This window comes from Nocardia sp. NPDC019323, assembly GCF_044389845.1.
GTDB classification, from domain to species: domain Bacteria; phylum Actinomycetota; class Actinomycetes; order Mycobacteriales; family Mycobacteriaceae; genus Nocardia; species Nocardia implantans.
On sequence record NZ_JBIRYN010000002.1, the window covers coordinates 983,382 to 1,008,620 of the forward strand.

Sequence of the window (25,239 nt, forward strand, 5' to 3'; positions counted from 1 at the left end):
CGCACCTGGCTCGTGGCGGGTGACGGCGATCAATGCTCGGTAGGAGGTAGGTCAAGGCTGGGGCTCGGGCTGGGACAGGAGTTTGAGCACCACGGGCCGCGACAGTGTGCCGGATACCTGACGGGCGAGCTGATTGGCGCTCGCGCCCGCCGCGTGCGCGGCGCGTAGGGCGGTAGCGAGTTCTTCGCGGGCGGCGTCGGCGGCGGCTTGAGCGTCGCGCAGGCGCTGGGCGGCGCGGTCGACTGCTGACGACTCGTCCTCGTCGGTCAAGTCCTTGACCAGTTCTACCTCGGGGAGGCGTGCTTCCCGTTCGCCGGGAGCCGCGTCGCGGCGCATGGCGGCCCTGGCGAAATCCATCAGGAACGCCCTTGTGGCGTTCCTGTCCTCCGCGGCGGCCTCGCCGAGCAGCAGCTTGGTGGTCTGCGGGACGGCGAGCGACCAGTTGGCCAGGCCGCACAGGGCCAGCAGCAGACGGCCCGCGTCGGCGGAGTCCACGTCGAACTGCTCTTGCGCGCGGTCGAATTTGCGCACGTAGTGCGCGGCGCGCCAGCCGTCGATGTCGTGCGCGTCTGCGCCGCGGTGCAGCGCCTCCCAGAGCATCAGGCGCAGTAGCTGCGGGTTGTCCCGGTGGTAGTCGTACAGCTTGCCGACGTACGCGCCGGGTTCGGTGTCGGCCAGCGGCTTCACCACGTCGATGAACTCGCGCAGCGTGTCGATCAGGATGACGTCGAACAGCTTGTCCTTGCTGCCGAACAGACCGTAGATGCGCTCCTTGTTGACGCCTGCCGCGTCCGCGATCCGGTCCACCCGCGCGCCGGCCAGCCCGTGCTGCGCGAATTCGTCGCGGGCGGCGCGCAGCAGGGCCTGCCTGGTCGCGTCACTGCGTTTCATCGTGGCGGTCATGACGGACACTTTACCATTTCATTAAACCAACTATTTGGTTGACAACTCGGTTCGTCCGGGCCTACCTTCAACCCATGGCAATGCTCACTCTCCAGTCCGCGGCTCCGGTCCGGACGCGCACCCGAGTCGTCTCGCCGCGTGCCCACACCGGGCGCACCGTGCCCTTCTTCGTTCTGGCCGCCCTGCTGGCCACCGGGCAGATGTACGTCCCCATCCCGCTTTTCACCGCAATGCAGGCCGACTGGCACGTCGGTCCCGGCGTGATGACCTGGATCATCAGCGCGTTCGCCTTCGGTTACGCCGGTGGCTTCGTCCTGTTCGGGCCGCTGTCGGATCGCTATGGTCACCGCCGAGTGCTCGTCACCGGCATGCTGGTGGCCGCAGTGGTCACACTGTTGACCGGTTTGGCGGTCAGCGCTCCGCTGGCCGTCGGCCTGCGGGTGGCGCAGGGGCTGGTGGTGGGCTCGATCCCGCCCGCGATCATGGCCTACGTGGCCACCCGCGTCGCTCCCGCGCACCGTTCGGTCGCCACCATGTCCGTGGCCACGTCGTTCCTCGCGGCGACGGTGATCGCGCAGATCGTGTCGCAGTGGATGATCGGCGCGTTCCCGTGGCGCACCGTGTTCGTCGCCTCCGCGATCGGGTTCGCCGTGCTGGCCGTGGTAGTGCGGACCGCGCTGCTGGCCGACGCGCCCACGGATCTGGACAAGCCGCTGCGGCACAGCTACGCCGCGATTCCCGCGGTGTTGCGCATCCGGGCGCTGGTGCCGATGCTGATCGCGGGCGCGATGAGCATGGCGGTGATGGTCGGCGTGTACACCGGCCTCGAGCTGACCGGAGTGGTTCGCGGCTCGGGTGAACTGCTCGCGCTGCGTGCGGGCGCGCTGCCGGTCATGGTGGCGCTTCCCCTGCTCGCGGTGCCGCTGGCCCGGCTGTCCAAGCACGGCCAGATCGTGCTCGGCGCGTTGGTCGCCGCCGCGGCGATGGTGATCGCCACCTTCGAGGGGACGCATCCGGCCGTGCTCGCCGTGCTGCTCGCGGTGCTGGTCGGCGGACTGGGCGTGATCGCTCCCGCGGTGTTGCAGAGCGCGGGCGAACTGGGCGGCGAATCCAGGGCCGCCGCCATGTCGGTCGCGATGTTCTCCTTCTACGTGGGCGCGACGATCGGTCCGCTGGTCGCGGCGACCGCCGCGCCACACGGCTTCGCTGCCCTGGCCTGGACGCTGGCGCTACTGCTCGTCGCAGCGCTGGGGATGACGCTGGTCGGTCTCCGCATGCAACGCAGGGCGCAAGCCGCCTGACCCTGACGTCCGGCCGGTCTCGATGTGGCGAGACCGGCCGGACGTGTCTTCAGGATCGGTCATGTAGCGCGATCACCCTGCCGGTCAGCGGTTCCTGGGCGTCCCAGGCGACGTCGATCTCCACGCCGCGGAACTGCCGAGCCACTTCTCGCAGCATCGCGACAGCGGCTGCCCGCGCCTGGTCTGGCGCGGCATCGGCGGGGACATGTGCCAGACGCCCACAGAGCATTCCACCTCGCGTGTCCTGGACGCTGTGGCGCCAGCCCTCCGGCGTCGCGATCAGCGCTATCGAGGCGGGCATGGGGTAGCGCGGTCCTGCCATGGCGACAACTTACGGAACCCGCGCGGCTACTTCAGCACGTAAGGGGACACGGAACTGCGATGTTCGCTGATGTCGAGCACTTTGCCCAGGGGCGGGAAAGCGCGTTGCGGGCAGTTGGCGCGTTCGCAGACTCGGCAACCCGCGCCGATCGGCGTCGGCTGCACTTCGTCCAAGTCGATGCCGTCGGCGTAGATCACGCGGGCGGCGTGCCGCAATTCGCAGCCGAGGCCGATGGCGAAGGTCTTGCTCGGCTGGCCGAAACGGGTGGCTCGGCGTTCGACCGTGCGCGCCACCCACAGGTATTTGCGGCCGTCGGGCATCTGCGCGATCTGGGTCATGATCTTGCCCGGGTAGGCGAAGGTCTCGTACACGTTCCACAGCGGGCAGGTGCCGCCGCTGGAGGAGAAGTGGAAACCGGTGGCGGACTGGCGCTTGGACATGTTGCCCGCCCGGTCCACCCGCACGAACGAGAACGGCACGCCGCGCAGCGACGGGCGCTGCAACGTGGAGAGCCGGTGGCAGATCGTCTCGTAGCTCTGTGTGAAGAACGCCGACAGTCGTTCGATGTCGTAGCGGAAGTCCTCGGCCACTTCGTGGAAATGCGTGTACGGCAGCACCGTCGCCGCGGCGAAATAGTTGGCCAGCCCCAGCATGGCGAGCTTGCGGGCGTCCTCGGAGGCGAAATTGCCTTCCTCGACGAGCTTTTCCAGCAATTCGCCGCACTCGAAGTAGGCCAGCTCGGCGGCCAGTTTGAACGTTCGCTGCCCGCCGGACAGGTGCGGGGCGATCTCCAGATTGCGGGTCTGCGGGTCGTAGCGGTGCAGCACGCCTTCGCCGAGGTCGATGCGCTCGGTGATCCGCACGTCGTGCGCGCGCAGCATCCTGGCGACCTCGCTGTTGACGTCGCCGCCGTGGAAACGGATGCGCGCGGTGAGCTCCTCCGCGGCGGTGTCCAGCTCGTGGATGTAGTTCTGGCGCTGGTAGAAGTAGTCGCGCACTTCCTCGTGCGGCTTGCTGATCGCGCCGCTGCCCGCGCCGTCGGCGAAGCGGTCTTCGGTGGCGGCGGCCAGCTGGGCGGAGGTGTTGCGGTAGCGGTTGTGCATGTTGACCAGGGCGCGGGCCATGCTCGGGTGCGCCGAGACGATGTCGGCGATCTCCTGGGCGTCGGCCTCGATGCCCAGTTCCTCGTCCATCACGACCTCTTGCAGTTCCGCGATGAGCCGGGTGTCGTCCTGGGCGGAGAAGAAGGTGGCGTCCACGCCGAACACGTCGCTGATCTTCAGCAGCACCGGGACGGTGAGCGGGCGCACGTCGTGCTCGATCTGGTTCAGGTAACTCGCCGAGATCTCCAGCTGCTGGGCCAGCGCGACCTGGCTCAGCCCGCGTTCGGTCCGCAGTTGACGCAGCCGAGCGCCGACATAAGTCTTGGCCATGCGTCCAGTTTATGGGTGCTTTCGCATCCGTGCCAATCAGCGATTAACACTCCTTGCAGACAGGTGTCGTACCCGGCGGCTACCGTCGGCAAGGTGCTGTTCTCGGATGTCGTGCTCGCCTCGGAGACCGTCCGGGCGACCAGGTCGCGCAAGACGAAGATCGCCACGCTGGCCGAGCTGCTGAGCGCGGCCGCGCCGGAGGAGCTGGCGCCCGTGGTCGCCTGGGCGTCCGGCGAGCTGTCGCAGGGGCGGATCGGCACGGGATGGCGCACGCTCATCACGCTCGACCACGCGCCCGCCCCGGCGCCCACGCTCACCGTCTCGGCGGTGGACGCGGCGCTGAGCGAGCTGGCCGTCACCTCCGGCGCCGGTTCGACGGCCAGGCGCAAGCAGTTGCTGGCGGCGCTGTGGTCCGCGGCGACGGAGGACGAGCAGGGCTTCCTGGTGCGCCTGCTCACCGGGGACCTGCGCCAAGGAGCGCTCGCGGCCGTGGTCGCCGAAGCCGTGGCGGTGGCCGCCGACGTGCCGCCCGATCTGGTGCGCCGGGCGTACATGTTGTCGGGGCGGTTGCCGGTCACCGCCGTCGCGGCGCTGTCCGGCGGCGCGGCGGCGCTCGGGGAGTTCCGGCTCGAGGTCGGCCGCCCGATCCAGCCGATGCTGGCCTCTCCCGGTGCGACGCTGGACGAGGCGCTGGTCGAGTCGCACGGCGAAGTGAGCGTCGAGCACAAACTGGACGGCGCCCGCATCCAGGTGCACCGGGACGGCGACCGGGTCCGGATCTTCACCAGGACGTTGCGCGAGATCACCGCGAGCGTTCCCGAACTCGTCGAACTGGTCGCGGGCCTGGACTGCGCCAGCGTGGTGCTGGACGGGGAGACACTGGCGCTCACCGACGCAGGACGGCCGCGCCCGTTCCAGGAGACCATGAGCCGCTTCGCCGAGGTGAGCTCCACCCGGGAGTTGCTGCTGCATCCGTACTTCTTCGACTGCCTGCACCTGGACGGGCGTGACCTGCTCGACGCTCCGCTGTCCGAGCGGCGCGCCGCGCTGACGAAGGTGGCGGGCGAGCACACCATCCCCGCGTTGCTGCGGCCGGATGCCGAAGCGGCGGCGGAATATTTCGACGCCGCGCTGGCCGCGGGGCACGAGGGCGTCATGGTCAAGTCGTTGACCGCGCCGTACGCGGCGGGCAGGCGAGGCCGGGCCTGGCAGAAGATCAAGCCGACGCACACCATCGACCTGATCGTGCTGGGCGCCGAATGGGGCTACGGACGCCGCACGGGTTATCTGTCGAACCTGCACCTCGGCGCGCGCGACCCGGACGGAGGGGAGCCGGTCATGGTGGGCAAGACCTTCAAAGGTCTCACCGACGCTCTGCTGCGATGGCAGACCGAGGAATTCCCCCGTCACGAGCGCTCGCGCGATCAGCACACCGTGTATCTGCGGCCGGAACTCGTCGTGGAGATCGCCTTGGACGGCGTGCAGGTCAGTTCCCGCTACCCCGGTGGTGTCGCGCTGCGTTTCGCGCGGGTCGTGCGGTATCGCCCCGACAAAGAACCCGCCGACGCCGACACCATCGACACCGTGCGTGCGTTGCTGCCGTGATGTGAAGCGCGGTCGCTCCCGCGCCGGGCGCGTGTCGCGCGTGCCACCCGCGTCGAGCCACGGTAGATATGGGCGCGCAAGGTTCCGGATGGCCGCCACAATGCAGTGGTCCGGCCGGTTCGTGCTTCCGGACATGGAATCGGCGGGCGGGCGGGATGATGCGGAAATCACTGTGTGGACGATTTGCCCGGCTGGTGGCGGCGCTGCTGGGCGCTTTGGCGGTGAGTGCGGTCGGCACACCCGCGCAGGCCAATCCGATCGAGCTGTTCCTCACGCCGTCGCGCGAGTACTCCGGGATCCTGCCCACACCGCTGGACGATCCGTTCTACACGCCGCCGCCGGACTTCGAGAGCTTGCCGCCCGGCACGATTCTCGCTTCTCGTGCCGGGGGCACGGGCCTCACCGTGTTCCCGTTGCGGTCGACCGAACTGCTGATCCGGTCCACCGATTCGAAGGACCAGCCGGTGCCCGTGGTCGCGACCTTGCTCGTGCCGCAGGCGCCGTGGACCGGACCGGGGCCGCGGCCGGTGCTGTCGTTCAATGCCGCGATCGACTCGCTCGGACATCGGTGCGCACCGTCTTACAAACTCAGGAACGAGCCGACGGTCGAGTTGTGGGCCGCTCAGATTCCGCTGTCCAAGGGCTATGCCGTGCTCGTGCCCGACCATCAGGGCCCCCGGCAGGCGTACGCGGCGGGACTGATGGCCGGGCACGCGGTGCTCGACTCGATCCGGGCCGTGGTGCACACGACGGAGTTCGGATTGCGCCCGGATGCGCCGACGGTGGTCACCGGATACTCCGGCGGGGCCATCGCGAGCGGCTGGGCCGCGCAACTGGCCCCGCGATACGCGCCCGAGTTGAATCTGGTGGGGGCGGCGTTCGGCGGCGTCCCGGCCGACTTCGACCTGCTGCTGGCCACCATGAACGGGCGCAACGCCGCGTCCGGAGTGTTCCTCGCCGCGACCCTCGGACTGGCGCGGGAGTATCCCGAACTGCTCGCCTTGATGAACGACGACGGCTGGCGACTGGCCCAGGTCGGCAAAGACCTGTGCATGACCGCGGAGGAGTTCGGCGGCGCCTTCGCGCCGATTCCGGTCCAAGCCCTGACCCATGCCGCCGCGCCCACCGAGTTGCCGATGGTCAGGGAGATCCTGGCCGCCAACCGGCTGGGTGCGAGCGCGCCGACGGTGCCGGTGTTCCTCTATCACGCCACACACGATCCGTGGGTGCCGCTGGCGGGCGCGGAAAAGCTCTACGCGGATTGGTGCGGCGCCGGGACGCCGGTGGACTTCCAGGTCTACTTCGGCGAGCACTTCTCGGTCGGGCTCAGCGGCATCCCGGGCGCGAACTCGTGGATCGATGATCGGTTCGCGGGAAGGCCGGTCGCCGCGCACTGCACCCGATCTCGCTGACCAGGACTGATCAGACTAGTCCATGCAGGTCGCGCGAACTTCCGGTAACCGGCATGGCTGTGCCATCCGGGGGTGCAGCACACTGGAGGCGTGACCGTCGAATTACTGGTTCTCCTGATCGTCATCGTCACGGCGCTCGCATTCGATTTCACCAACGGCTTCCACGACACCGCCAACGCGATGGCGACCTCGATCGCCACCGGCGCGCTGCGGCCTCGGGTGGCTGTCGCGCTCTCGGCGGTGCTGAACCTGGTCGGCGCGTTCCTGTCGGTGGCCGTCGCCGCCACCGTCGCGAAGGGCATCGTGCGGCTCGACGCCGTCGGCGGCCAAGACCTGATCGTCATCGTGTTCGCCGGCCTGGTCGGCGGGATCCTGTGGAACCTGCTCACCTGGCTGTTCGGCCTGCCGTCGAGTTCGTCGCACGCGCTGTTCGGCGGTCTGATCGGTGCGACGCTGGCCGCGCTCGGCTGGGGCGGGGTGATCTGGGCGTCCGGGTCGGACGGCGTGCTCACCAAGATCGTGCTGCCCGCGGTGCTCGCGCCCATCGTCGCCGCGCTGGTCTCGGCGATCGGCACCTGGCTGGTGTACCGGATCACCCGCGGCGCCGAACAGGACAAGGTCACCGAGGGGTTCCGCTGGGGTCAGATCGGGTCGGCCTCGCTGGTCTCGCTGGCGCACGGCACGAACGACGCGCAGAAGACGATGGGCGTGATCTTCCTCGCCCTCGTGGCGCACGGGACGCTCACCAAAGACGACGACCTGCCGTTGTGGGTGATGGCCGCGTGCGCCTTCGCCATCGCGGCGGGCACCTACCTCGGCGGCTGGCGGATCATCCGGACGCTGGGCAAGGGCCTGGTCGAGATCGACTCGCCGCAGGGGCTTGCGGCGGAATCCGCCTCGGCCGCGATCATCCTGACTTCCGCCCATTTCGGGTTGCCGCTGTCCACCACGCAGACCGCCACCGGTTCCATCCTCGGCACCGGGCTCGGCAAGGGCGCCGAAGTGCGCTGGGCCGTGATGGGGCGCATGGTGGTCGCATGGTTGCTCACCCTGCCGCTCGCCGCGGTCGCCGGGGCGATCTGCTGGGCCATCGCCCACCTCGTCGGCGGGCTGGCCGGTGTGCTCGTGGTCTTCGCCTTGCTGATCGGCTTGTCGGCGTTGATGTACCTGCGGTCGCGGCGCGACCCGGTGCACACCGGCAACGTCAACGAGTGGCCCGGCGAGGGGACCGACCCGCCCGCGGGCGACCCGGCGGCGTCACCGGACCCGAACCGATCCGCTCAGGTGTAGGAGGACCAGGCGTGCACACTCTCGTCACCAATCTGAACGCCCTGTGGAAAGTCACCCTGGCCGGGCTGGTACTCGGCGCGGGCCTGCCGATGATCTTCTCGATCGGGGTGCGGTTCTGGTCGATGACCGTGACGACCGACGCCGGTACGGGCACGGTGCGGCGAAACTATCCCGCTCTAGCGGTCGCGCTGGCGTGCTTCGTGCTGGTCGTCGTGGCGATCGTCAGCGGCATCCTGTACACGGCGAAGGCGTTCATCGCAGCGAGATTCGGCATCCATCTGTTCGGGCAGGCGTGAGGAGTAGCCAGCGTGACCGATCCAGTGAAACCAATTCCGGACCGGCCGAAACTGCTCGGCAAAGTCGTGGGGTGGCTGCGCGCGGGCTACCCGCAGGGTGTGCCGCAGTCGGACTACGTGGCCCTGTTCGCCGTGCTGCACCGGCACCTCACCGACTACGAGGTGGTCGCGATCGCCGAGGAACTGGTCGCATCGAACTCGGGCAGCGAGATCACCCACACCGAGATCGAGCAGGCCATCGCCCGGCTCGCCAAGGAGCAGCCGGACGAGCGTGACGTCGCTCGCGTCGCCTCCCACCTGGCCGCGGGCGGCTGGCCGCTGGCCGATCCGCCGGCCGATTCCGACTGACCGAGCCGCCGCCGATGCCTCCCTTCCTGCACGCGATCATCAGCTGGCTGCGGGTGGGATACCCGGACGGTGTCCCGGAAGCCGACTACATCCCGCTGCTCGCCCTGTTGCGCCGCCGCCTGTCCGATGAGGAGGTGGCCAGGATCGCCGCCGAGCTGGCCGGCTCCGGCGGGGCGGACATCGATCAGACCGACATCCAGGTGATGATCACCAAGATCACCAACGACATGCCGTCCGAAGCCGACGTGGCCAGGGTGCGCGCCCGGGTCGAGGCCAACGCGTGGCCGGGGGAGGACTGATCACGGCTGCTCGCGCGGGCCGCTGAGATAGGGGAGGCGGCGCACGCCCGCCACCACCTCGTAGGCGAGATCCTCATAGCCGAGCGCCAGTTCGGCGAGGCGTTCCCAGGCGTTGTGCACGGCCCATTCCGGCGCGCCGGCGAGGATGTCGTGCGCGCAGGCGGAGAACTGGGCGAGTCGGTCGACCACCATGCCCACGGTCTCGGTGTGCATGTGCGCGCCGCCGTGCGGCGGTGGGGTCTGGGTGGCGACCCAGCTGTCGATGGCGAGCACGAGGCGGGCGCGGTGCCGATCGATGTCGCTACCGAGTTCACGGCGCAGGCGGCGCTGGTGTAATCCCGCGAGAAGGTGCGCGGACTCCAGGACCGGGTGGGCGCGGCGCGGCACCGTGCGGCAAGCCTGCAGGACGAGTTCTTTGGTCGGCAGTGGTTCCACCGCGTCAACCCCCTGAATCGAATGGTCGCGCCGGGCGCGAACGTCATCGCCGATGCCGCCCGCCCGGACGCGGCAATCGGTACCGAGTGTGCGAAGGCGCGGCGTCCCACGGTGATTCGAGGACGACGAGGCCGACTGCCTCCAGGGCGGTCAGCCCGAAAGGGCGCACCAAGTCCTCCGTCAGCGAAACCATTTCCGCCGCTTGGATAGCCGCCGTCGCCTGCTCGGTGTTCACCATCCGCCCCCGCAGATAGGACACCACCCACGCGTCGTCACTGACCCGCCGCGCTTGATGCGGCGTCCGATCACTCACGATCCACGTGCGGTCGACGACATGCACGGACATCAGAACCCCTCCCCGCCGGAGCGGGGTCTGCCCAGAGCCCCCGCTGTGATGCGCAACACAAGAAGAGTAGGCGCCGGACTGCTGACAGGTCAAGTTGACCGGTCCATTTGACAAACTCGGCCACCTGTGGATGGGGGTACGGTCATCTGCACGAACAGCCGGAGCCGGGAAGGACTCATCGGACGATGGCACCACTCTCGCCCACGGTGGCGCGCTGGGAGCTCATGCTCCGGATCAAGCGCCGCCGCACCGAGTTCGACGTCTCCGCCTCCGTCATCGCCAAGGAACTCGGCTTCACGCTGTCGTACTGGTCGAAGGTGGAGAAGGAACGCGTGCTGGCCGAGGACAAGCTGCGAAAGCTGATGAGCTTGCTCGAATTCGACCAGGATGAGCGCGTGGAAATGTTGCGACTGCGCGACATCGCGAAGCGACGCGGATGGTGGTCGGAGTACGCGGATTTGCTGTCGGACGAGGTGATCCGTCTCTACGGGTTGGAGCACGGGGCGCAGAGTGTTCGGAGTTATACGAGCATATTGATTCCGGGCCTCTTGCAGACCGAGGACTACGCGCGAGCGGTGATCGCCAACGACCGGGCACGGATTCGGCAAGTGGAAATCGATCGCTGGGTAGAGATTCGCATGCGGCGCCAGAGACGGCTGACCGACTCTGAGCCGCTGCAGGTCACGGCGATCATCAACGAGGCGGCGCTGACCCAGCGCACCGGAGGTGCGGCTGTCTTGAAAGGGCAACTGCGCCACCTGCTATCGGTTGCCGAGACGCATGCCGACACGATCGACATCCGGGTCGTACCCTTCGACGCGCCAGGCGGTGTACTGCTCACCGGTGCGTCGTTCCATCTGCTCGGGTTCGACAACGCACTTCTTCCCGATGTGGCGTGGACCGAGACACTGGTCCATCTCGGGGTGACCGAGGAGGCCGAACCGGTGCGTCACCTCGCGACCATGTTCGCCACCACCGCGGTCGAGCACGCGCTCCCGCGGAACGAGTCGATAACGTTGATCGAACGCAGACTCGCAGCGCTGTAGCGTGAACGGCATGGGGCGCGCGCGCAGCTGGTTCAAGTCATCGCATTCGAACGACAGCACCGCATGCGTCGAAGTCTGTTTCGACGGCGGCCGGGTGTTGGTTCGAGACAGCAAGTTTCCTGGTGCGCCGGACGCATCGCCCATGCTGGCGTTCACGCCGACCCAGTGGGCGGCATTCACCACAGCGATCCGTGCCGCACAGTAGGGCGAGTGCGGTGGGCTGGTTCAAATCCTCGTATTCCAATGACAGCCAGACTTGCGTAGAGGTGTGTTTCGACGGCGGTCGAGTGCTGGTTCGGGACAGCAAGTTCCATGGGCCATCCGACGCATCACCGACGCTGGCGTTCACACCGACCCAGTGGGCGGCATTCACCACGTCGATCCGCACCACCGCCCTCGCCTGACACGTACTCCCAGCCGACTCTCAGCTTCACTACACCCGAAACACAGCTCCACCGGGAAGAGTGTCCCCGTCGATGCGAAGCGATCCATCGACTGCTCCACCGGTGGACAACTGCCCTGCCCACCACCCCGCTCGGCCGGCGGCGCGCCACCCTCGCACGCGCCGCCGGCCGAGCGCTTTCCGCGAGTGGCACATGGCTGCGGCAAAACGCGAGAAGAGTTCTCCATGGTGTGCCACTCGTCAGATGTCGGCGCCGTGGCGGCGGAGGGCGTCGAGGGCGCGGGTGGTGATGGTGTGGGGGCGGTGGGTCAGGAGGGCGGCGCTTACTCGGATGAGGGTCCAGCCGAGGGATTCGAGGGCGGCGGCGCGGTCGATATCCCAGGCGCGCTGGTCGCGGTCGGCCCAGTGGTGGGCTCCGTCGTATTCGACGGCGACTCGCCATTTGCGCCAGCCCATGTCCAAGCGTGCGAAAGTCATTCCGTCCGGGCCGAGGACACGGATCTGGGTTTCCGGCGCGGGTAGTCCGGCTCGGCGCAGCAGCAAGCGCGTACGTGTTTCCTGGATGGACTCCGCGCCGCCGTCGATGTAGGGCAGCGCCCGCCGCAGGCTCTTGGCGCCGCGTGCGCGCGGGTGCCGAGCGGCCAGCCGTTCGATGTCCGCGGTGGTCAGCCGGGTCGCGTTGCAGAGGGCGTCGACGACTTCGACCGCTTCATCGAACTCGAGGCGTCGCGCCAGATCGAACGCGGTCCGCGCCGGTGTCGTGCAACGGAACCCGCCAACGGCGCACACTTCGTCGGCCGGAATGGCATCCCGGTATACCAGCACATGCCGTGGCGGCCTGGCACGAGTCGGGAGCACGATTTCAGCGGGCTTGTCGTCCAGCCACAGCGCCCCGTGCAGAGCCGCCGCGGAGAATCCGACCAGAATCCCGGCCCCCTTGGCCCAATGCCCGACCGCCTGCGCCCGACCCCGCGCGTCCAGCCGAACCCCCCTCCGCACATAAACATCCGGAAAAATCCGCTCGAAGTCCTTCCGCAACTCCCAAGCACCCACCACCCCCGCCCTTACCGCCCAACTCCCCGGAAAAACCTCCCCCATGATCTCCCCCATATCCCCATCCTCCCCGCCACCCCCGACAGGTTTCGCGAGTGGCACATGGCTGCGGCGAAACGCGAGAAGAGCTCTCGATGGTGTGCCACTCGTGGCGGGTCAGCCCGCGAGGAGGTGGAGGAAGTGCTCGACTTCCGACTGGATGGCGGTGCGGGCGGGGGTGAGGTATTCGCGGGGGTCGGTGAGGTGGGGCGTGGTGGCGAGGCGGTCGCGGATGGCGGCGGTCATTCGGATGTTGAGGCGGGTGGCGATGTTGACTTTTGTCATGCCGTGTTCTACGGCGGCGCGCAGGCCGTGGTCGGGGACGCCGGAGGAGCCGTGCAGCACCAAGGGGACGGGGACCTTCGCGGCCAAGTGGGCGATGAGGTCGTTGTCGAGTTCGGCGGTGCGGGTGTGCATGGCGTGGGAAGAGCCGACGGCGACCGCGAGCGCGTCGACGCCGGTAGCGCTCACGAATTCGACCGCCTCGTCGGGATCGGTGCGCGCGCCGGGCGCGTGGGCGCCGTCTTTGCCGCCCACTTCGCCGAGTTCGGCTTCGATATGCACGCCGCGCTCATGGCACCAGGCGGTGATCGCGGCGGTGGCGGCGAGGTTGTCGGCGTAATCGAGGGCCGAGCCGTCGTACATGACCGACCGGATGCCGAGATCGACGGCGGCGTGGATCAATTCGGCGCTGGTGGCGTGGTCGAGATGCACCGCGATCGCGGCGGCGCTGTCGGCGGCGATGCGCAGGCAGGCGAGCGCCAGCGGGGCGATGCCACGGTGATGCCGCGCGGTGTTCTCCGACAGTTGCAGCACCACCGGCCTTTCCGCTGCTTCCGCTGCGGCGGCGATCGCCTCGGCGTGCTCGAGGGTTATCACGTTGAACGCGCCGAGTCCGCCGGGTCGGACGGTGGCGATCAGATCCGGTATCGGGGTCAGCGGCATGGGGTGCCGAGCTCTCGTACCTGGATGGTCGGGGTGAGGCGGGTGCGCAGGCCGCGGTCGATCTCACCGGCCACCGGGACGACCACGGCGGCCGCCGAGGTCGCGACCACGTCGGCGAGCACGGCGGGCCAGTCCGGGCGTGACGCGGAGGCGAGGGCGGCGATCACCGCCGCCACCGCGGCATCGCCCGCGCCGGTGGGATTTCCGGCGAGCGGTTCGGCGAGCGCCGCCGACCACGCGCCGTCGGCGGTCGCCGCGACGATCCCTTCGGCACCGCGAGTCGCGATCACGGCGCGCACTCCGTTGTCGATCAGCGGCTTCGCGGCGATGACGATGTCGTCGGCGGTCGTCGGCCGGGTGCCGGTGAGGCGCTGCAGTTCGGTCTCGTCCGGGATGAGCACGATCCCTGGCACCTGGGCGGCCAAGCGCAGCGCCTCGCCGTCGACGTCGCAGATGGTCGGCACGTCGGCCGCGATGGCGGTGCGGGCGATCTCGGCGGGCAGCGAGGGCTCGATGCCGCCCGGCAGCGACCCGGAGATGACCAGCCCGGCGATTTCCGGGAGCATGCCCGCCACCCGCACCGACAACTGTTCGGCGGCGTGCGGATTGGAGACCCGCGCGCCGGGCTCCCACAGCGCGGTGGCCGTGCCGTCCTCGGATTCGCTGATCACCACCGTGCGGCGCACCCAGGGCAGCGCGTGCACGAAGTCGACCGGCATCTCCAGTTCGGCGGCGGCCGCGAAGGCGTGGTCGGAGAACCCGGTGGCCCTGGCGTATTTGCCGAGCTGATTCAGCACCCGGGTCACGTTGATGCCCTTGCCGCCGATGCGCTGCTCCACCGACCGGACCCGGTGGGCCTGCCCGCGTTCGAAGCGTTCGACCCGATAGGTCATGTCGTACGCGGGATTCATTGTCACGGTGAGGATCACCTCAACCACTGTCCACGTCTGAGCACCCCGCGCAAGTGGAGATTGTCACTGACTGTCAATATGTCGGCGTGATACCCGGGCCGCAGGTCACCGACATCGGCGAGCCCGAGCGCGGCGGCCGGAACCGAGGTGGCCGCCAGCACCGCCTCGCGCAGCGGGACGCCGGCGTCGCGCACGGCCCGCGCGACGCATTCCAGCAGCGTGCTGACGCCCCCCGCGATCGACCCGTCGGCGATGCGCGCCACCCCGGCGCGGACGCTCACCTGCTGCGGTCCGAGCTGGTACTCGCCGTCACCGAGTCCGGCCGCCTGCATGGCGTCGGTGACCAGCGCGACTCGTCCCGGCGCGGTCGCGAACGCCAGCGCGGCGAAGCCCGGTTCCACGTGCACGCCGTCGTTGATCAACTCCACGATCACGTCGCCGGCCGCCGCGGCCACCAGCGCGGCGGCGACAGGGCCGGGACGCCGGTGATGCAGCGGCGGCATCCCGTTCGCCAAGTGCGTCACGAGGCGTCCTGCACCATTGGGCGCCAAGGCATCACGGAACGACGCGTAGTCGGTGTCGCTGTGGCCGAGTGCGACCACTACACCGCTGTCGGCCAGCCGCCGCGCGACGGCCGCGTAGCCGGGTCGCTCCGGCGCGAGCGTCATCGCGCGCAGGCGCGTGCCGCCTGCGGCCAACAGTTGGTCGGTCAGGCCGAGATCGGGGTCGCGCAGGTATCGGGGGTCCTGGGCCCCGCAGCGCGCCTCGGACAGGAACGGCCCCTCGATGTGGATACCGCCGAGCACGCCTTCCTCGGCGAGTTCGCGCAAGGCGGCGGTCTGCGCCACCATCTCCGCTGCCGGCCCGGTGACCACGCTCGCCACCACCGTGGTCGAGCCGCGCATGTGGTGGCCTTGCGCCGCCGCCCGCGCGTCCTCGCCGCGCACGGTATCGAACCGGTGCCCGAAACCACCGTGATTGTGAATGTCCACAAGCCCCGGCAGCACGGTTCCCGAAAATGGCGGCTCAGGTAAATCGCGATGTGTCGCACGCCACTGCGCGAACGATCGCACCGCCTCGATCCGGTCCCCGGAAATCAGCACCACGCCGTCGTCCACCGTGACGCTCGCCGAGACGATGCGTCCCCGGATCAACTGGCTGCGTGCTGTCATGTGAATGCCCCTCGTCTCGTGACCCGCGCGGTATGAGCTGAATAGGGATGTCCACCGTTGCCGACCGGGCTCGCCGAGCGACGAACGGTGGTACACCCGCAACGGTCCAGGAGTGGTGCGTCGGATGCGCGACCGCGCCGCGGGTGTCGCGGTTCGATCAGCGACACGCTCGCCGTGACGAGGTGCCGGCGGATCGTCGGCTCGGCGCCCGGTGTCATGCCGACGTTCCACACCGGGCGAGAAGGGCGGCGTCTGCCGGGCGGGTGCGCCCAAGCGATCGAGAACGCTTCCGCTCGCGGCCGATGCGAGGCAATCGTCGCGCGTGGCGGTTGCGCCCGATGTGCGTGCGCGTCGTACCGATCCCCCGCACCTAGCGGAAAAGGCGGCGCCTGCCCACGGGTGCGCCGAAGCAGCCCCGACGGTCTGTGCGAGGCCGTGGTCGTGTCTGCGGGTTCTCTCGATGCGCGTGGCCTCATGTCAACGCCCCGTGGCGAGCGAAGAGGGCGGCGCCTGTCAGGCCCGCGCGTGCGCCGAAGTGGCCGAGGACGACTCGGGGCGCGGGGACCAGGCGGAGGCGGTCGGACAGGGCGCGGTGCAGCGGGTCGGTCAGCGCCGCGCCCGCTCCGGCGAGTCCGCCGCCGAGGACGACCAGTTCGGGGCAGGCCGCGTGGACGATGCCGACCAGGCCGTCGGCGAGCGCGTCGACCGCGTCGGCCACCACGGCAGCCGCGTCGGGGTCGGTGGACATGAGCGCGAAAACCTCTGCCGCGCCGCTGATCTCGCGTCCGGTGCGCCGGGTGTAGGCCCGCGCGATGGCCGCGCCGGAGGCGACCGTCTCCACGCACCCGGTGTTGCCGCAGGGGCAGGGCAATCCGCCCGCGCGCCGCACCGGCACGTGCCCGTACTCGCCGACCTGCCCGTAACCGCTGCGCACCAGCCTCCCGCCGACCGACAGCGTGCCCGAGATGCCGGTGCCGAGAATGACGACGCACACGTTCTCGTGACCTTGCCCGGCGCCGTACCGCCATTCCGCCCAACCGGCGACGGCGACATCGTGCTCGATCAGCGTGGGCAGATTCCAGCGCGCGGGGAAAAAGTCGCCAACGTGCACGTTTCGCCAGCCGACATTGCTGCTGAACACGGCGACGGATCTGGCGGTATCGACGATGCCGGGCAGTACGACTGCCGCGCGACCCACTCGGCGGCGATCGGAGTCAGTTAGTTCCGCGAGCAACCGCTCGCCCAGCTCACCCATGGCATCGAAGGCCGCTGGACCGAGTGGCGTGGCCACCGTCCCCACGGCCAGCGCCGTGCCCGCCGCGTCGGTGATCTCGCCTTTGATGGTGGTGCCGCCGACATCCATGCCGAGCACGAGCGCGTCGTCCGGCAGCGCCGCCGCGCCGGACACGTTCGCGGGTTGCGCAGCCGAATGTCGCCGCGTGGTCGTCCGGTTGTCTGGGCGTGCGCGGTCTGTCTCGGTACGGGGTGAGTCGGGCATGTCGGCGGGTCGCTGGGTTGATCCTTGTCGCGTGGTCATCCGGTCGTCTGGGTGCGCGTAGTTCGTTCCGGCACGGCGTGATGCGGACATGTCGGCGGATCGCCCGGCCGTATCTCGTCGCGTGGTCATCCGGTCGTCCCGGCACGGTCCGTGCCCACGCGGGGTGATCCGGACGCACCCGACTGTTCGGTTCCCATTCTCGGCACAGTAGTTCGTGGCCGCTTCCACGACGGCGCGGTTCGGCCTGCGGCGATGTCGTGCCGCGCCGCGCGCATTCCGGCGGGCGTTCGATAGGTGCCGGTGCGCGTGTGGCGTTGCGGCCAGGGGTGGGGGTCGTGTGGCCCGCGGTGCCCGTGTGGCGTCGGCTGGGGGTGAGGGTGGTGTGGGCGTGCGGTGCGCCTGTGGCGTTCGGCTGGGGGTGGGGGTCGTCGTGCGGTGTGCTTGGGGCGCTGTGGCCAGGGATGGCCGTCGTCCGGACATGCCATGCGGGTGAGCCCCTACGGCGACGGGTCGCCGTCGTGCGGACGTGCCCCGTCGCCGACGGCAGGCGAGTTTTCGCGGAGACCATCGCCGGGCAGCGGAAGCCGCCGGAACAGGGCGGGCCGAGATCCCGGCCCATGCTCACCGCGCGTCCTCGGTCACGACTTCAGAACCACCGAGCGATTCAGGCCGCGCGGGTGGTCGGGGTCCAATCCGAGGTCGGCGGAGCGCAGCAGGCAGAGCCGGTGCACCCGGATCAGGTCCGCCATCGGGTCGATATCGCGATGTTCCAGATGGGCGCCGGTGGCGGCGACGTCGTCGGCGAAGCCCGGCTCCAGCGGCCCGAACGCCCAGACCGCTCGTCCGGGCGCCGAGATGGCGATCGGGCCGTGGCGGTACTCCGTCGCCGGATACGCCTCCGTCCAGGACTGGCAGGATTCGCGCAGCTTGAGCGCCGCCTCGTCGGCGATGGCCGCCGCGAATCCCATGCCGACGAAACTGATCTGCTCGGCGCGGCGCACCGCGGCCAGCGACACGACGGGGTCCTCGGCGAGCACCGCGCGGGCCTGGGCGATCACGGAGGTGAGGTCATCGCCGAGATGGGTGCGGAGAATGGCCAGGGTGGTCGTCGCGAAGCGGGTCTGCACCACCGACCGCTCATCGACCTGGTCGATGAGGATGGGGTCGCCGAGTTCGAGGACGGGCGTGCCGGGACTGGAGCAGATCACCGCCCGCGGGATGCGCGCCGGGATGCCGCGCATCGCGCGCACCACTTCCGTGGTCGTGCCGGAGCGGCAGATCACCAGGTAGCGGTCGTATTCGCGAGCGCGGACCGCGCTGGCGGGCCACGCGTCGGTGATCCCCTGTCCCGCTCCCTCGCGCAGTGCCGCGATGGCACGAGCCATGAAATACGAGGTGCCGCAGCCCATCACGGCGACGCGCTCGCCCGGCTTCGGCAGCACGGCGCGATGATCCGCGGCGACGGCCGCGGCGCGCGTCCAGTCGTCCGGCTGGGTGGCCACCTCGGCAGCCAGATGCGGCGTGTGGTCGGCAGGCGTAGGCACTCCGACAGCTTCACGCCAAGTGATCATTTATGTCAAATATCTGACGAAATCGGTCACATATGATCACAATTCGGACTAGATTGAGCCGCACCGACGGTGCGTCCTCCCATCATCGGCGGCTCCGCTGGCGCCCGGTGGGTAAATCTGAAAGGTTCTGCTCGTGAAAAGACCATTCCACCGCGTGCTTGCCGGACTCGCGATGGTCACCGGCGTCGCGCTGACCCTGTCCTCCTGCGGATTCGGTTCGAAAAGCGGTGCGGACTCGGCCACCACGATCAATTTCCTCGCCCCCGCCTACAGCGACGGCGCCACGGGCACCAAGGCGCTGTGGGACGGCATCATCGCCGAATTCCAGAAGCAGAATCCTGGCATCACCGTCAATCTGCAGATGGAGTCGTGGAACTCGATCAACGACGTGGTGCGCACCAAGCTGCAATCGCAGTCGACCACGCCGGACATCCTCAATATCGACGCCTATGCCAGCTTCGCGGGCGACGGTCTGCTCTACCCGGCCACCGACATCGTCTCAGCGCCGGTCCTGGCCGACATCCAGCCCGCTTTCGCGCAGAACGCTTCACTGAACGGCACGCAATACGCGCTGCCGCTGTTCGCCTCCACCCGCACCCTGTTCTACAACACCGAACTGTTCGAGAAGGCGGGCATCGCCCGGCCGCCGAAGACCTGGGCCGAACTGACCGATGCGGCGAAGAGGATCCAAGCGCTCGGCGGCGGCGTCTCCGGGTACGGGCTTCCGCTCGGCAGCGAGGAGGCCCAAGGCGAAACCTCCATCTGGACCTTCGGCGCGGGCGGCTCGTGGGCCGACGGCGATCGGATCACCGTGGACACCCCGCAGAACCTCGAAGGGGTGCGGGCCATGCGTGATCTGATCGACGCCGGCGCGACGCAACCGAATCCGGGCGCCACCGACCGCAAGGACGTGCTCAACGCCTTCATCCAGGGCAAGATCGGCATGGTCGAAGCCCTGCCGCCCACCATCGGCCAGATCGCGGCGAAGAATCCGGACCTGCGCTACGCGACCGCGCCGTCGCCGACCAAGACCGGGAATCCGGTCACGCTCGGGGTGGCCGATCACCTGATGGCGTTCAAGAAGGACGGCGCCAAGGCCGAATCGATCAAGAAGTTCCTCGACTATTTCTACTCGGCGGCGGTGTACGCGGATTTCGTCAAGCACGAGGGATTCATCCCGATCACCCACAGCGCCGCCACCGCCCTCGCCGAGGACCCGGTGACCAAGGCATTCGCCGCCACGCTGCCGGTGGCGCGGTTCTACCCGAGCGACAACCCGAAATGGGCGGTGGCGCAGGGCGTCATCCGTCAGCAGATGGGCACCATCGCACAGGGCGCCGACCCCGCTCAGGTGCTGCAACGGATCCAGGAAGCCACGAAATAAGGTGCGACGCAGAGGAATAACGGCGGCGCTGCCGTGGATCGGGCCGTCGCTGGTCCTGATCGCGGCGGTTGTCGCCTTTCCGGCCTGCTACATGGTGTGGACCAGCACCAGGGATCTCAGCGCCTACGGCCAGGACCGCGGCAGCGCCGGACTGGCCAACTACCGTGCCCTGTTCGCGATCTCGGAACTCGGCTCGGTGCTGGGCCACACGGTGGTCTGGGTGGTCGGCGTCGTGCTGATCACGCTGCTGCTGTCCGCGGCGCTGGCCCAGTTCCTGAACAAGGATTTTCCCGGACGCACCGCGGTGCGGATGGCGATCCTGGTGCCGTGGGCGGCATCGGTCGTGATGACGACCACGATCTTCTACTACCTGCTCGATCCGGACGTGGGCATCGCCAATCGGTTCCTGGTCGACATCGGCCTGCTCGACCGCGGTTACGGCTTCACCAAGCAGCCGACGCAGGCGTTTCTCGTCGCGATGGGCGTGGCGGTGTTCGTCTCGGTGCCGTTCACCACCTACACGATCCTGGCCGGGCTGCAATCCATTCCGGCGGAGATCGAGGAGGCGGGGCGGGTCGACGGGGCGAGCGCGTGGCAGCGCTACCGCCATCTCACCCTGCCGCAGCTGCGTCCGGCGATCGCGGTGGCGACCATCATCAACATCATCAACGTGTTCAACTCGCTGCCGATCCTGCAGGTGATCACCGGCAGCATCGCCGGGTTCTCCGCCGACACCACCACGACGCTGACGTTCAAGCTGATCCGGCAGAACCAGCAGGTCGACACCGCCGCGGCGATGAGCGTGCTGAACTTCGCGCTGATCGCCGTCATCATCGCGATCTACGTGAAACTGGTCCGCCCGGCCGCGGAGACCGACCGATGACGACGCGGACGCGGGTACGCGAGCAGACCACGGTGACGCCGGTCGCTCCGGCGGCGCCAGCGCGACGCCGTTGGGAGCTCACCGCGGTCGGCGTGGTGCTCGCCGCGGTGTTCCTGCTGCCGTTCGTCGTGATGGTGCTCGGTTCGCTGAAGAGCCGCGCCGAGATCCTGCGCATCCCGCCGACGTATCTGCCGCGATCCTGGCATCCGGACAACTACGCGACGATGTGGGGCACCCCCGAGACGCCGCTGCCGTTCAATCTGGTCAGCACGATCATCATCGCGGTCTGCGCCACCCTCTTGGTGCTGGCCGTGGCGATCCCGGCGGGGTATTACACGGCGCGGCACCGCTTTCCGGGGCGCGCGGTGTTTCTCGGCGTGGTGCTGGTGACCCAGATGTTGCAGCCGACGGTGCTGGTGACCGGGTTGATCCGGGAGTTCTTCGCGCTCGGCATCAACGACACCTGGCTGGCGATGATCCTGGTGAACGCCGCGTTCAACTTGTCCTTCGCGGTGTGGATTCTGCACAGCTTCTTCGCCGCGATCCCGGTGGAGATCGAGGAAGCCGCGATGCTCGACGGACTCGGCCGCGCGCAGATCCTGTTGCGGGTGAGCCTGCCGCTGGTCTGGCCGGGGATCGTGACCGCGACGATCTTCGTCGCGGTGGCGTGCTGGAACGAATTCGCCGCGAGCCTGGTGGTACTGACCACGCCGGAGAATCAACCGCTGTCGGTGGCGCTGACCAAGTTCGTCGGCCAGTACGACACCGCGTGGCAGTACGTGTTCGCGATCTCCACCGTCGGCATCGTTCCGGTGGTGCTGCTGTTCGCGCTCATCGAGAAGCGACTGGTGGCGGGATTGACCGCGGGCAGCGTGAAATAGCCTGCGCCGACTGGAGCGGAATCGCCGCGACGCCACCGTTCGGCGCGCGGCGCGCAGGTAGCCGCGCGGTAGCATCGAACGGTGACACGGCGGGATCACGGACCCAAGGACGGTCGCAGCTACGGCGGGCTGTCCAAGGAGCAGCGGGTTGCCCAGCGGCAGACCCGTCTCATCGATGCCGCCCTCGAACTATTCGGCACGCAGGGTTACGCGGCCACCTCGATCGAGCGACTCTGCTCGGTGGCGAACGTCTCCACGCGCAGTTTCTACGAGGACATGGGCAGCCGCGAAGCTCTGCTCATCGCCTTGGCGAATCGCATCACCTCCCGCGCGCTGGAATGCGCGCTCGCCGCGCTCGCGGCCACTCGGAACGAGCCCTTGCCCACCCGCGTGGTGGCGAGTTTCCGCGCCTATCTGGGCGTCACGTGTGCCGACGCCAGGACCGCGCGGGTGCTCTACGTCGAGGTGGTCGGCGTGAGCGCGGCGGTGGAGGAGTGGCGCAGGCAGCAGCGCCGTCTGCTGTCGGCGTTGCTGATCAGCGAGGCCGAACGATCCGTCGGCCGCGGCGAGACCGGTCCGCGGCGTTTCGATCTGTTCGCGCTGGCCGTGATCGGCGCGGTCACCTCCCTCGCCCAGGAATTGGTGCAGGGTACGTCGCCGGATTCGGTGGTGAGTCTGGACGAGATCTGCGCGGAGATCGCCTACTTCGTGAATTCCGGTCTTGCCCGCACGCGGGGTGACGATCCCGCGACGCTTCCGGACCGGCCCGCCGTCGAGGCCGACGTGTTCTGAACCGAGCCGGATCGGCCGTGTGGATTTCCGCGGTCGGCGGGTGCGTGTGTTCCTATTGTTCGCGTGTTCACCGAAACAGTGGGGGTCCCGCGCGGCCGGGGCGGTGTGCGATGACCGGATCGACCGACCGTCCGCAACGGTGGAACCGGCTGCTGGAACTGCTCGCCGAATCCGGGCGGCTCTCGGTGGAAGAGGCCGCCGAGCGGCTCGGGGTGTCCCCCGCGACGGTGCGCCGCGATTTCACCGCGCTCGCCGAACAACAGCTGGCCACGAGGACGCACGGCGGCGTTGTGGCGACCTCGGTGGCCTACGACCTGCCCGCGCGCTACCGGCAGAGCGCGGGCGAGGCCAAGCAGCGCATCGCCGAACACGCCGCGTCGCTGGTCGATCCGTGCGCGGTGGTCGGGATGAACGGGGGCACGACCACCACGGCGGTGGCCAGGGCGCTGGCCGGGCGCACCGACCTCGGGTCGGCCGGTGACGAGCAACTCACCATCGTCACCAACGCGCTGAACATCGCGGGGGAGATGGTGCTGCGGCCGCATGTGCGCACGATCGTCCTCGGCGGCGTGGCCCGGCGGGAGTCCTACGAACTGCACGGCCCGCTGGCCGAACGGGCGCTGGCCGAACTGCGGCTCGACGATCTCGTGCTCGGCGTGAACGCGATCTCCGCCGACGGCGGCGCCCAATGCAGGCACCTCGACGAGGCCGGGGTGACCGCCGAGATGGTGCGGCGCTCCGGCCGGGTGATCGTGGTGGCCACCGGGGACAAGCTCGAACGCACCGCGCTGGCCCGCATCTGCGGCATCGAGCAGGTACGGGTGCTGGTCACCGATACCGGCGCCGATCCGGCCGCGGTGGAGGCGATCCGGGCGGCGGGCGTGCGGGTCGAGGTGGTCTAGCCGGGAACACCGCCCGGCGCGATGTCGACTTCCCGATCTACTTCGCGGTGACCGGCGCCAGCGGTGGCGAGACCTCCGCGGCGGACCGGATGCCGCGTCGCCAGACCAGGTATCCCCAGGCCACGAAGCCCGCGTAGACGAGGTAGAGGGTGGCCGAGGGGTAGTAGCCCGCCCGCACCAGCAGGGGAATGCCGACCAGGTCGACCGCGATCCAGATCAACCAGAACTCGGCCAGACCCCTGGCCATGCCGTAGGTGGCCAGCACCGAGCCGGTGAAGATCCACGCCTCGGCCCACGGGCCGTAGGAACCCAGCCACTCGAAGAGCTGGGCGAAAACCGCCGTGCCCGCGAACATCGCCGCCACGAGCACGACGCGTTCGCGGGTGCTCGCCCAGCGCGGATCGACGCCGCGGTGTTCGAGGGCGGTCCCGCGCGCCGCGTGCCGGTGCCAGCTCCACCAGCCGTACACGCTGACCGCGATGAACATCACCTGGCGTCCGGCCTGCCCGGCCATGTTCAGCTGCTGCGGCGTATGGAACACCCCGCCGACGAACACGGTGAACAGCAAGGCGTTCCCGGCGATGCCGACCGGCCAGGCCCAGACCCGCCGCCGCATGCCGCCGATCGCGGAGGCCAGGCCGAAGCCGTTGCCGATCACCTCGCGCCAGAGGATCTCCGAGCCCGCGATGTGCAGCTTGGCGTCGAGCAGCGTGAGGATCGGGTTCACCTGTCGTGTAACCCGCGGCGGGGCGCATCTCATCCGATCGGATCGCCGCGATCGGAAATGCGCGGTGCGAACCGTAACGATTGCGCAATCCGGCGACGCGATTCGCAATGTCCGTGCAACGGGGTGCTCCTATGGTGGCCGTCATGAGCACGGAGAGCGGTACCGCCGGGGGGACCGGAATTCATCTCAGCGGATTGACCAAGACCTTCCGGGTCGGGCGGAAGACCGTGCAGGCGTTGGCGAGCGTCGATCTGCACACCGAGCGGGGCGCGTTCCTGTCGCTGCTGGGACCGTCCGGCTGCGGCAAGTCGACGGTGCTGCGCATCCTCGCGGGGCTGGAGACGCCGACCGCAGGGACGGCCCTGATCGACGGCGCGACGCCTGCCGAGCTGCGCGGCAGGCACGCGTTCGGCATCGCGTTCCAGGATTCGGCGCTGCTGCCGTGGCGGTCGGTGGCGTCGAATATCGCGCTGCCGCTGCAGGTCGCGGGCATCGCGCCGAAGCACGGGCAGATCGAAGAGCTGATTCGCCTGGTCGGGCTGGATGGCTTCGAGAAGGCCAAGCCCGCGCAGCTGTCGGGCGGTATGCGCCAGCGCGTCTCGATCGCGCGCGCACTGGTGGTCGAGCCGACCGTGCTGCTGCTGGACGAACCGTTCGGCGCGCTCGACGACATGACCAGGCAGCGACTCAATCTCGAGCTGCTGCGGATCTGGACCGAGAAGCCCGCGACGACGCTGATGGTCACCCACGGCATCGCGGAGGCGGTGTTCCTGTCCGACGTGGTGGCCGTGATGAGCCCGCGGCCGGGGCGGATCCTGGAGCTGGTCGACATCGATCTGCCGCGCCCGCGACTGCCGGAGATGATGCGCACACCGGAATTCCACAAACTGCACGACTATCTGTCGGAGCTGCTGTTCGGCACCGCGGGCAAAGGAGGCGTCGCGTGAACGCCGATCAACCGGAACGCTGCCGGCGCCAGGCCAGACCGCGCCGGCAGCGGACGAGCCGCCCGGCCCGGTGGTATCGGTTCGCGCGCTGCGCA

The 25,239-nt window shown here is 69.2% G+C and carries 28 protein-coding genes; 16 read left to right on the plus strand and 12 right to left on the minus strand.

Features of this window, described 5'->3' with window-relative positions; translation table 11 throughout:
- Positions 1–51: 51 nt before the first annotated feature.
- Entirely contained in the window at positions 52–903 is an 852-nt protein-coding gene (locus tag ACH49X_RS11955; protein WP_323124539.1) for a TetR family transcriptional regulator, read from the minus strand.
- A gap of 74 nt (positions 904–977) precedes the next feature.
- Here ACH49X_RS11955 and ACH49X_RS11960 point away from each other — a divergent pair, with 74 nt between their 5' ends.
- Positions 978–2,204 (plus strand): MFS transporter, encoded by a 1,227-nt coding sequence (locus tag ACH49X_RS11960; RefSeq protein ID WP_195080709.1) that lies wholly within the window; start codon positions 978–980, stop codon positions 2,202–2,204.
- A gap of 49 nt (positions 2,205–2,253) precedes the next feature.
- Here the strand turns inward: ACH49X_RS11960 and ACH49X_RS11965 are convergent, their stop codons facing one another.
- Entirely contained in the window at positions 2,254–2,526 is a 273-nt protein-coding gene (locus ACH49X_RS11965; RefSeq protein WP_195080708.1) for a hypothetical protein, read from the minus strand.
- A 26-nt stretch (positions 2,527–2,552) separates the two neighbouring features.
- Entirely contained in the window at positions 2,553–3,959 is a 1,407-nt protein-coding gene (gene ramB / locus ACH49X_RS11970) for an acetate metabolism transcriptional regulator RamB (RefSeq protein ID WP_195080707.1), read from the minus strand.
- A 93-nt stretch (positions 3,960–4,052) separates the two neighbouring features.
- On the opposite strand from ramB, the gene ACH49X_RS11975 reads away from it, so the two are divergent.
- The 6 genes from ACH49X_RS11975 (at position 4,053) to ACH49X_RS12000 (ending at position 9,209) form a co-directional block, all read left to right on the plus strand.
- Positions 4,053–5,564: an ATP-dependent DNA ligase gene (locus ACH49X_RS11975; protein ID WP_195080706.1), complete on the plus strand. Its 1,512-nt coding sequence runs from the start codon at positions 4,053–4,055 to the stop codon at positions 5,562–5,564.
- Positions 5,565–5,758: 194 nt separating this feature from the next.
- Complete coding sequence (locus ACH49X_RS11980) at positions 5,759–6,976, plus strand: lipase family protein (RefSeq protein ID WP_357109306.1); 1,218 nt, start codon at positions 5,759–5,761, stop codon at positions 6,974–6,976.
- A 90-nt stretch (positions 6,977–7,066) separates the two neighbouring features.
- On the plus strand, positions 7,067–8,266 hold the full coding sequence (locus ACH49X_RS11985) for an inorganic phosphate transporter (protein ID WP_357207365.1): 1,200 nt from the start codon (positions 7,067–7,069) through the stop codon (positions 8,264–8,266).
- A gap of 11 nt (positions 8,267–8,277) precedes the next feature.
- Entirely contained in the window at positions 8,278–8,562 is a 285-nt protein-coding gene (locus ACH49X_RS11990; RefSeq protein WP_195080703.1) for a hypothetical protein, read from the plus strand.
- A 12-nt stretch (positions 8,563–8,574) separates the two neighbouring features.
- Positions 8,575–8,910 (plus strand): DUF3349 domain-containing protein, encoded by a 336-nt coding sequence (locus ACH49X_RS11995; RefSeq protein ID WP_067797121.1) that lies wholly within the window; start codon positions 8,575–8,577, stop codon positions 8,908–8,910.
- A gap of 14 nt (positions 8,911–8,924) precedes the next feature.
- Positions 8,925–9,209: a DUF3349 domain-containing protein gene (locus ACH49X_RS12000; RefSeq protein WP_067797124.1), complete on the plus strand. Its 285-nt coding sequence runs from the start codon at positions 8,925–8,927 to the stop codon at positions 9,207–9,209.
- On the opposite strand, the gene ACH49X_RS12005 is transcribed toward ACH49X_RS12000, so the two are convergent.
- Together ACH49X_RS12005 and ACH49X_RS12010 are read right to left on the minus strand one after the other, a co-directional pair.
- The gene (locus tag ACH49X_RS12005) at positions 9,210–9,644 is read right to left on the minus strand and encodes a DUF4254 domain-containing protein (protein ID WP_357207367.1); all 435 of its coding nucleotides are present in this window, start codon (positions 9,642–9,644) and stop codon (positions 9,210–9,212) included.
- A gap of 43 nt (positions 9,645–9,687) precedes the next feature.
- Entirely contained in the window at positions 9,688–9,990 is a 303-nt protein-coding gene (locus tag ACH49X_RS12010) for a hypothetical protein (RefSeq protein WP_357207368.1), read from the minus strand.
- A 185-nt stretch (positions 9,991–10,175) separates the two neighbouring features.
- On the opposite strand from ACH49X_RS12010, the gene ACH49X_RS12015 reads away from it, so the two are divergent.
- The 3 genes from ACH49X_RS12015 to ACH49X_RS12025 are packed head-to-tail and all read left to right on the plus strand — an operon-like array spanning position 10,176 to position 11,440.
- A complete protein-coding gene (locus ACH49X_RS12015) occupies positions 10,176–11,036 on the plus strand; it encodes a DUF5753 domain-containing protein (protein ID WP_195080699.1) in 861 nt (286 codons plus the stop codon).
- Positions 11,037–11,046: 10 nt separating this feature from the next.
- Positions 11,047–11,241, plus strand: a complete 195-nt coding sequence (locus ACH49X_RS12020) for a DUF397 domain-containing protein (protein WP_357207370.1) — start codon at positions 11,047–11,049, stop codon at positions 11,239–11,241.
- 10 nt (positions 11,242–11,251) lie between these two features.
- Positions 11,252–11,440, plus strand: a complete 189-nt coding sequence (locus ACH49X_RS12025) for a DUF397 domain-containing protein (RefSeq protein ID WP_357109317.1) — start codon at positions 11,252–11,254, stop codon at positions 11,438–11,440.
- 239 nt (positions 11,441–11,679) lie between these two features.
- On the opposite strand, the gene ACH49X_RS12030 is transcribed toward ACH49X_RS12025, so the two are convergent.
- From ACH49X_RS12030 to ACH49X_RS12055, 6 genes are all read right to left on the minus strand, one after another.
- Positions 11,680–12,438, minus strand: a complete 759-nt coding sequence (locus tag ACH49X_RS12030; RefSeq protein ID WP_357109320.1) for a type IV toxin-antitoxin system AbiEi family antitoxin — start codon at positions 12,436–12,438, stop codon at positions 11,680–11,682.
- Between the two features lie 210 nt (positions 12,439–12,648).
- Positions 12,649–13,476: a class II fructose-bisphosphate aldolase gene (locus ACH49X_RS12035; protein ID WP_357207373.1), complete on the minus strand. Its 828-nt coding sequence runs from the start codon at positions 13,474–13,476 to the stop codon at positions 12,649–12,651.
- Positions 13,467–14,393 carry a hexose kinase gene (locus ACH49X_RS12040; protein WP_323124542.1) on the minus strand — a complete coding sequence of 309 codons (927 nt, stop codon included), beginning with the start codon at positions 14,391–14,393 and terminating at the stop codon, positions 13,467–13,469. The genes ACH49X_RS12035 and ACH49X_RS12040 overlap by 10 nt, the downstream gene beginning before the upstream one ends.
- Positions 14,394–14,401: 8 nt before the next feature.
- On the minus strand, positions 14,402–15,559 hold the full coding sequence (locus ACH49X_RS12045) for an amidohydrolase family protein (RefSeq protein ID WP_357207376.1): 1,158 nt from the start codon (positions 15,557–15,559) through the stop codon (positions 14,402–14,404).
- A 472-nt stretch (positions 15,560–16,031) separates the two neighbouring features.
- On the minus strand, positions 16,032–16,967 hold the full coding sequence (locus ACH49X_RS12050) for an ROK family protein (protein ID WP_357207379.1): 936 nt from the start codon (positions 16,965–16,967) through the stop codon (positions 16,032–16,034).
- Positions 16,968–17,695: 728 nt separating this feature from the next.
- Positions 17,696–18,601 (minus strand): sugar isomerase, encoded by a 906-nt coding sequence (locus ACH49X_RS12055; RefSeq protein ID WP_357207381.1) that lies wholly within the window; start codon positions 18,599–18,601, stop codon positions 17,696–17,698.
- Positions 18,602–18,761: 160 nt separating this feature from the next.
- Between ACH49X_RS12055 and ACH49X_RS12060 the strand changes: the two genes are divergently transcribed.
- From ACH49X_RS12060 to ACH49X_RS12080, 5 genes are all read left to right on the plus strand, one after another.
- The gene (locus ACH49X_RS12060) at positions 18,762–20,012 is read left to right on the plus strand and encodes an extracellular solute-binding protein (RefSeq protein WP_357207384.1); all 1,251 of its coding nucleotides are present in this window, start codon (positions 18,762–18,764) and stop codon (positions 20,010–20,012) included.
- A gap of 1 nt (position 20,013) precedes the next feature.
- Positions 20,014–20,895, plus strand: coding sequence for a carbohydrate ABC transporter permease (locus ACH49X_RS12065; protein WP_195080694.1), 882 nt, complete (start codon positions 20,014–20,016; stop codon positions 20,893–20,895).
- Complete coding sequence (locus ACH49X_RS12070) at positions 20,892–21,776, plus strand: carbohydrate ABC transporter permease (RefSeq protein WP_357207387.1); 885 nt, start codon at positions 20,892–20,894, stop codon at positions 21,774–21,776. The genes ACH49X_RS12065 and ACH49X_RS12070 overlap by 4 nt, the downstream gene beginning before the upstream one ends.
- 81 nt (positions 21,777–21,857) lie before the next feature.
- Positions 21,858–22,568, plus strand: coding sequence for a TetR/AcrR family transcriptional regulator (locus ACH49X_RS12075; RefSeq protein ID WP_084485784.1), 711 nt, complete (start codon positions 21,858–21,860; stop codon positions 22,566–22,568).
- A 110-nt stretch (positions 22,569–22,678) separates the two neighbouring features.
- Entirely contained in the window at positions 22,679–23,470 is a 792-nt protein-coding gene (locus ACH49X_RS12080) for a DeoR/GlpR family DNA-binding transcription regulator (protein ID WP_357207389.1), read from the plus strand.
- Between the two features lie 37 nt (positions 23,471–23,507).
- On the opposite strand, the gene pnuC is transcribed toward ACH49X_RS12080, so the two are convergent.
- Complete coding sequence (gene pnuC / locus ACH49X_RS12085) at positions 23,508–24,230, minus strand: nicotinamide riboside transporter PnuC (protein WP_397069635.1); 723 nt, start codon at positions 24,228–24,230, stop codon at positions 23,508–23,510.
- Positions 24,231–24,340: 110 nt separating this feature from the next.
- Here pnuC and ACH49X_RS12090 point away from each other — a divergent pair, with 110 nt between their 5' ends.
- Positions 24,341–25,144 (plus strand): ABC transporter ATP-binding protein, encoded by an 804-nt coding sequence (locus tag ACH49X_RS12090; RefSeq protein ID WP_357109337.1) that lies wholly within the window; start codon positions 24,341–24,343, stop codon positions 25,142–25,144.
- Positions 25,145–25,239 lie beyond the last annotated feature (95 nt).

Excerpts from the sequence above, each read along its gene's own strand:
- ACH49X_RS12000 (WP_067797124.1), top strand. The coding sequence starts at position 8,925 with ATGCCTCCCTTCCTGCACGCGATCATCAGCTGGCTGCGGGTGGGATAC.
- pnuC (WP_397069635.1), bottom strand. The coding sequence starts at position 24,230 with ATGAGATGCGCCCCGCCGCGGGTTACACGACAGGTGAACCCGATCCTC.
- ACH49X_RS12015 (WP_195080699.1), top strand. The coding sequence starts at position 10,176 with ATGGCACCACTCTCGCCCACGGTGGCGCGCTGGGAGCTCATGCTCCGG.
- ACH49X_RS12035 (WP_357207373.1), bottom strand. The coding sequence starts at position 13,476 with ATGCCGCTGACCCCGATACCGGATCTGATCGCCACCGTCCGACCCGGC.
- ACH49X_RS11965 (WP_195080708.1), bottom strand. The coding sequence starts at position 2,526 with ATGGCAGGACCGCGCTACCCCATGCCCGCCTCGATAGCGCTGATCGCG.
- ACH49X_RS12090 (WP_357109337.1), top strand. The coding sequence starts at position 24,341 with ATGAGCACGGAGAGCGGTACCGCCGGGGGGACCGGAATTCATCTCAGC.
- ACH49X_RS12010 (WP_357207368.1), bottom strand. The coding sequence starts at position 9,990 with ATGTCCGTGCATGTCGTCGACCGCACGTGGATCGTGAGTGATCGGACG.
- ACH49X_RS12080 (WP_357207389.1), top strand. The coding sequence starts at position 22,679 with ATGACCGGATCGACCGACCGTCCGCAACGGTGGAACCGGCTGCTGGAA.
- ACH49X_RS12020 (WP_357207370.1), top strand. The coding sequence starts at position 11,047 with ATGGGGCGCGCGCGCAGCTGGTTCAAGTCATCGCATTCGAACGACAGC.
- ACH49X_RS11960 (WP_195080709.1), top strand. The coding sequence starts at position 978 with ATGGCAATGCTCACTCTCCAGTCCGCGGCTCCGGTCCGGACGCGCACC.
- ACH49X_RS12045 (WP_357207376.1), bottom strand. The coding sequence starts at position 15,559 with ATGACAGCACGCAGCCAGTTGATCCGGGGACGCATCGTCTCGGCGAGC.
- ACH49X_RS12070 (WP_357207387.1), top strand. The coding sequence starts at position 20,892 with ATGACGACGCGGACGCGGGTACGCGAGCAGACCACGGTGACGCCGGTC.
- ACH49X_RS11955 (WP_323124539.1), bottom strand. The coding sequence starts at position 903 with ATGACCGCCACGATGAAACGCAGTGACGCGACCAGGCAGGCCCTGCTG.
- ramB (WP_195080707.1), bottom strand. The coding sequence starts at position 3,959 with ATGGCCAAGACTTATGTCGGCGCTCGGCTGCGTCAACTGCGGACCGAA.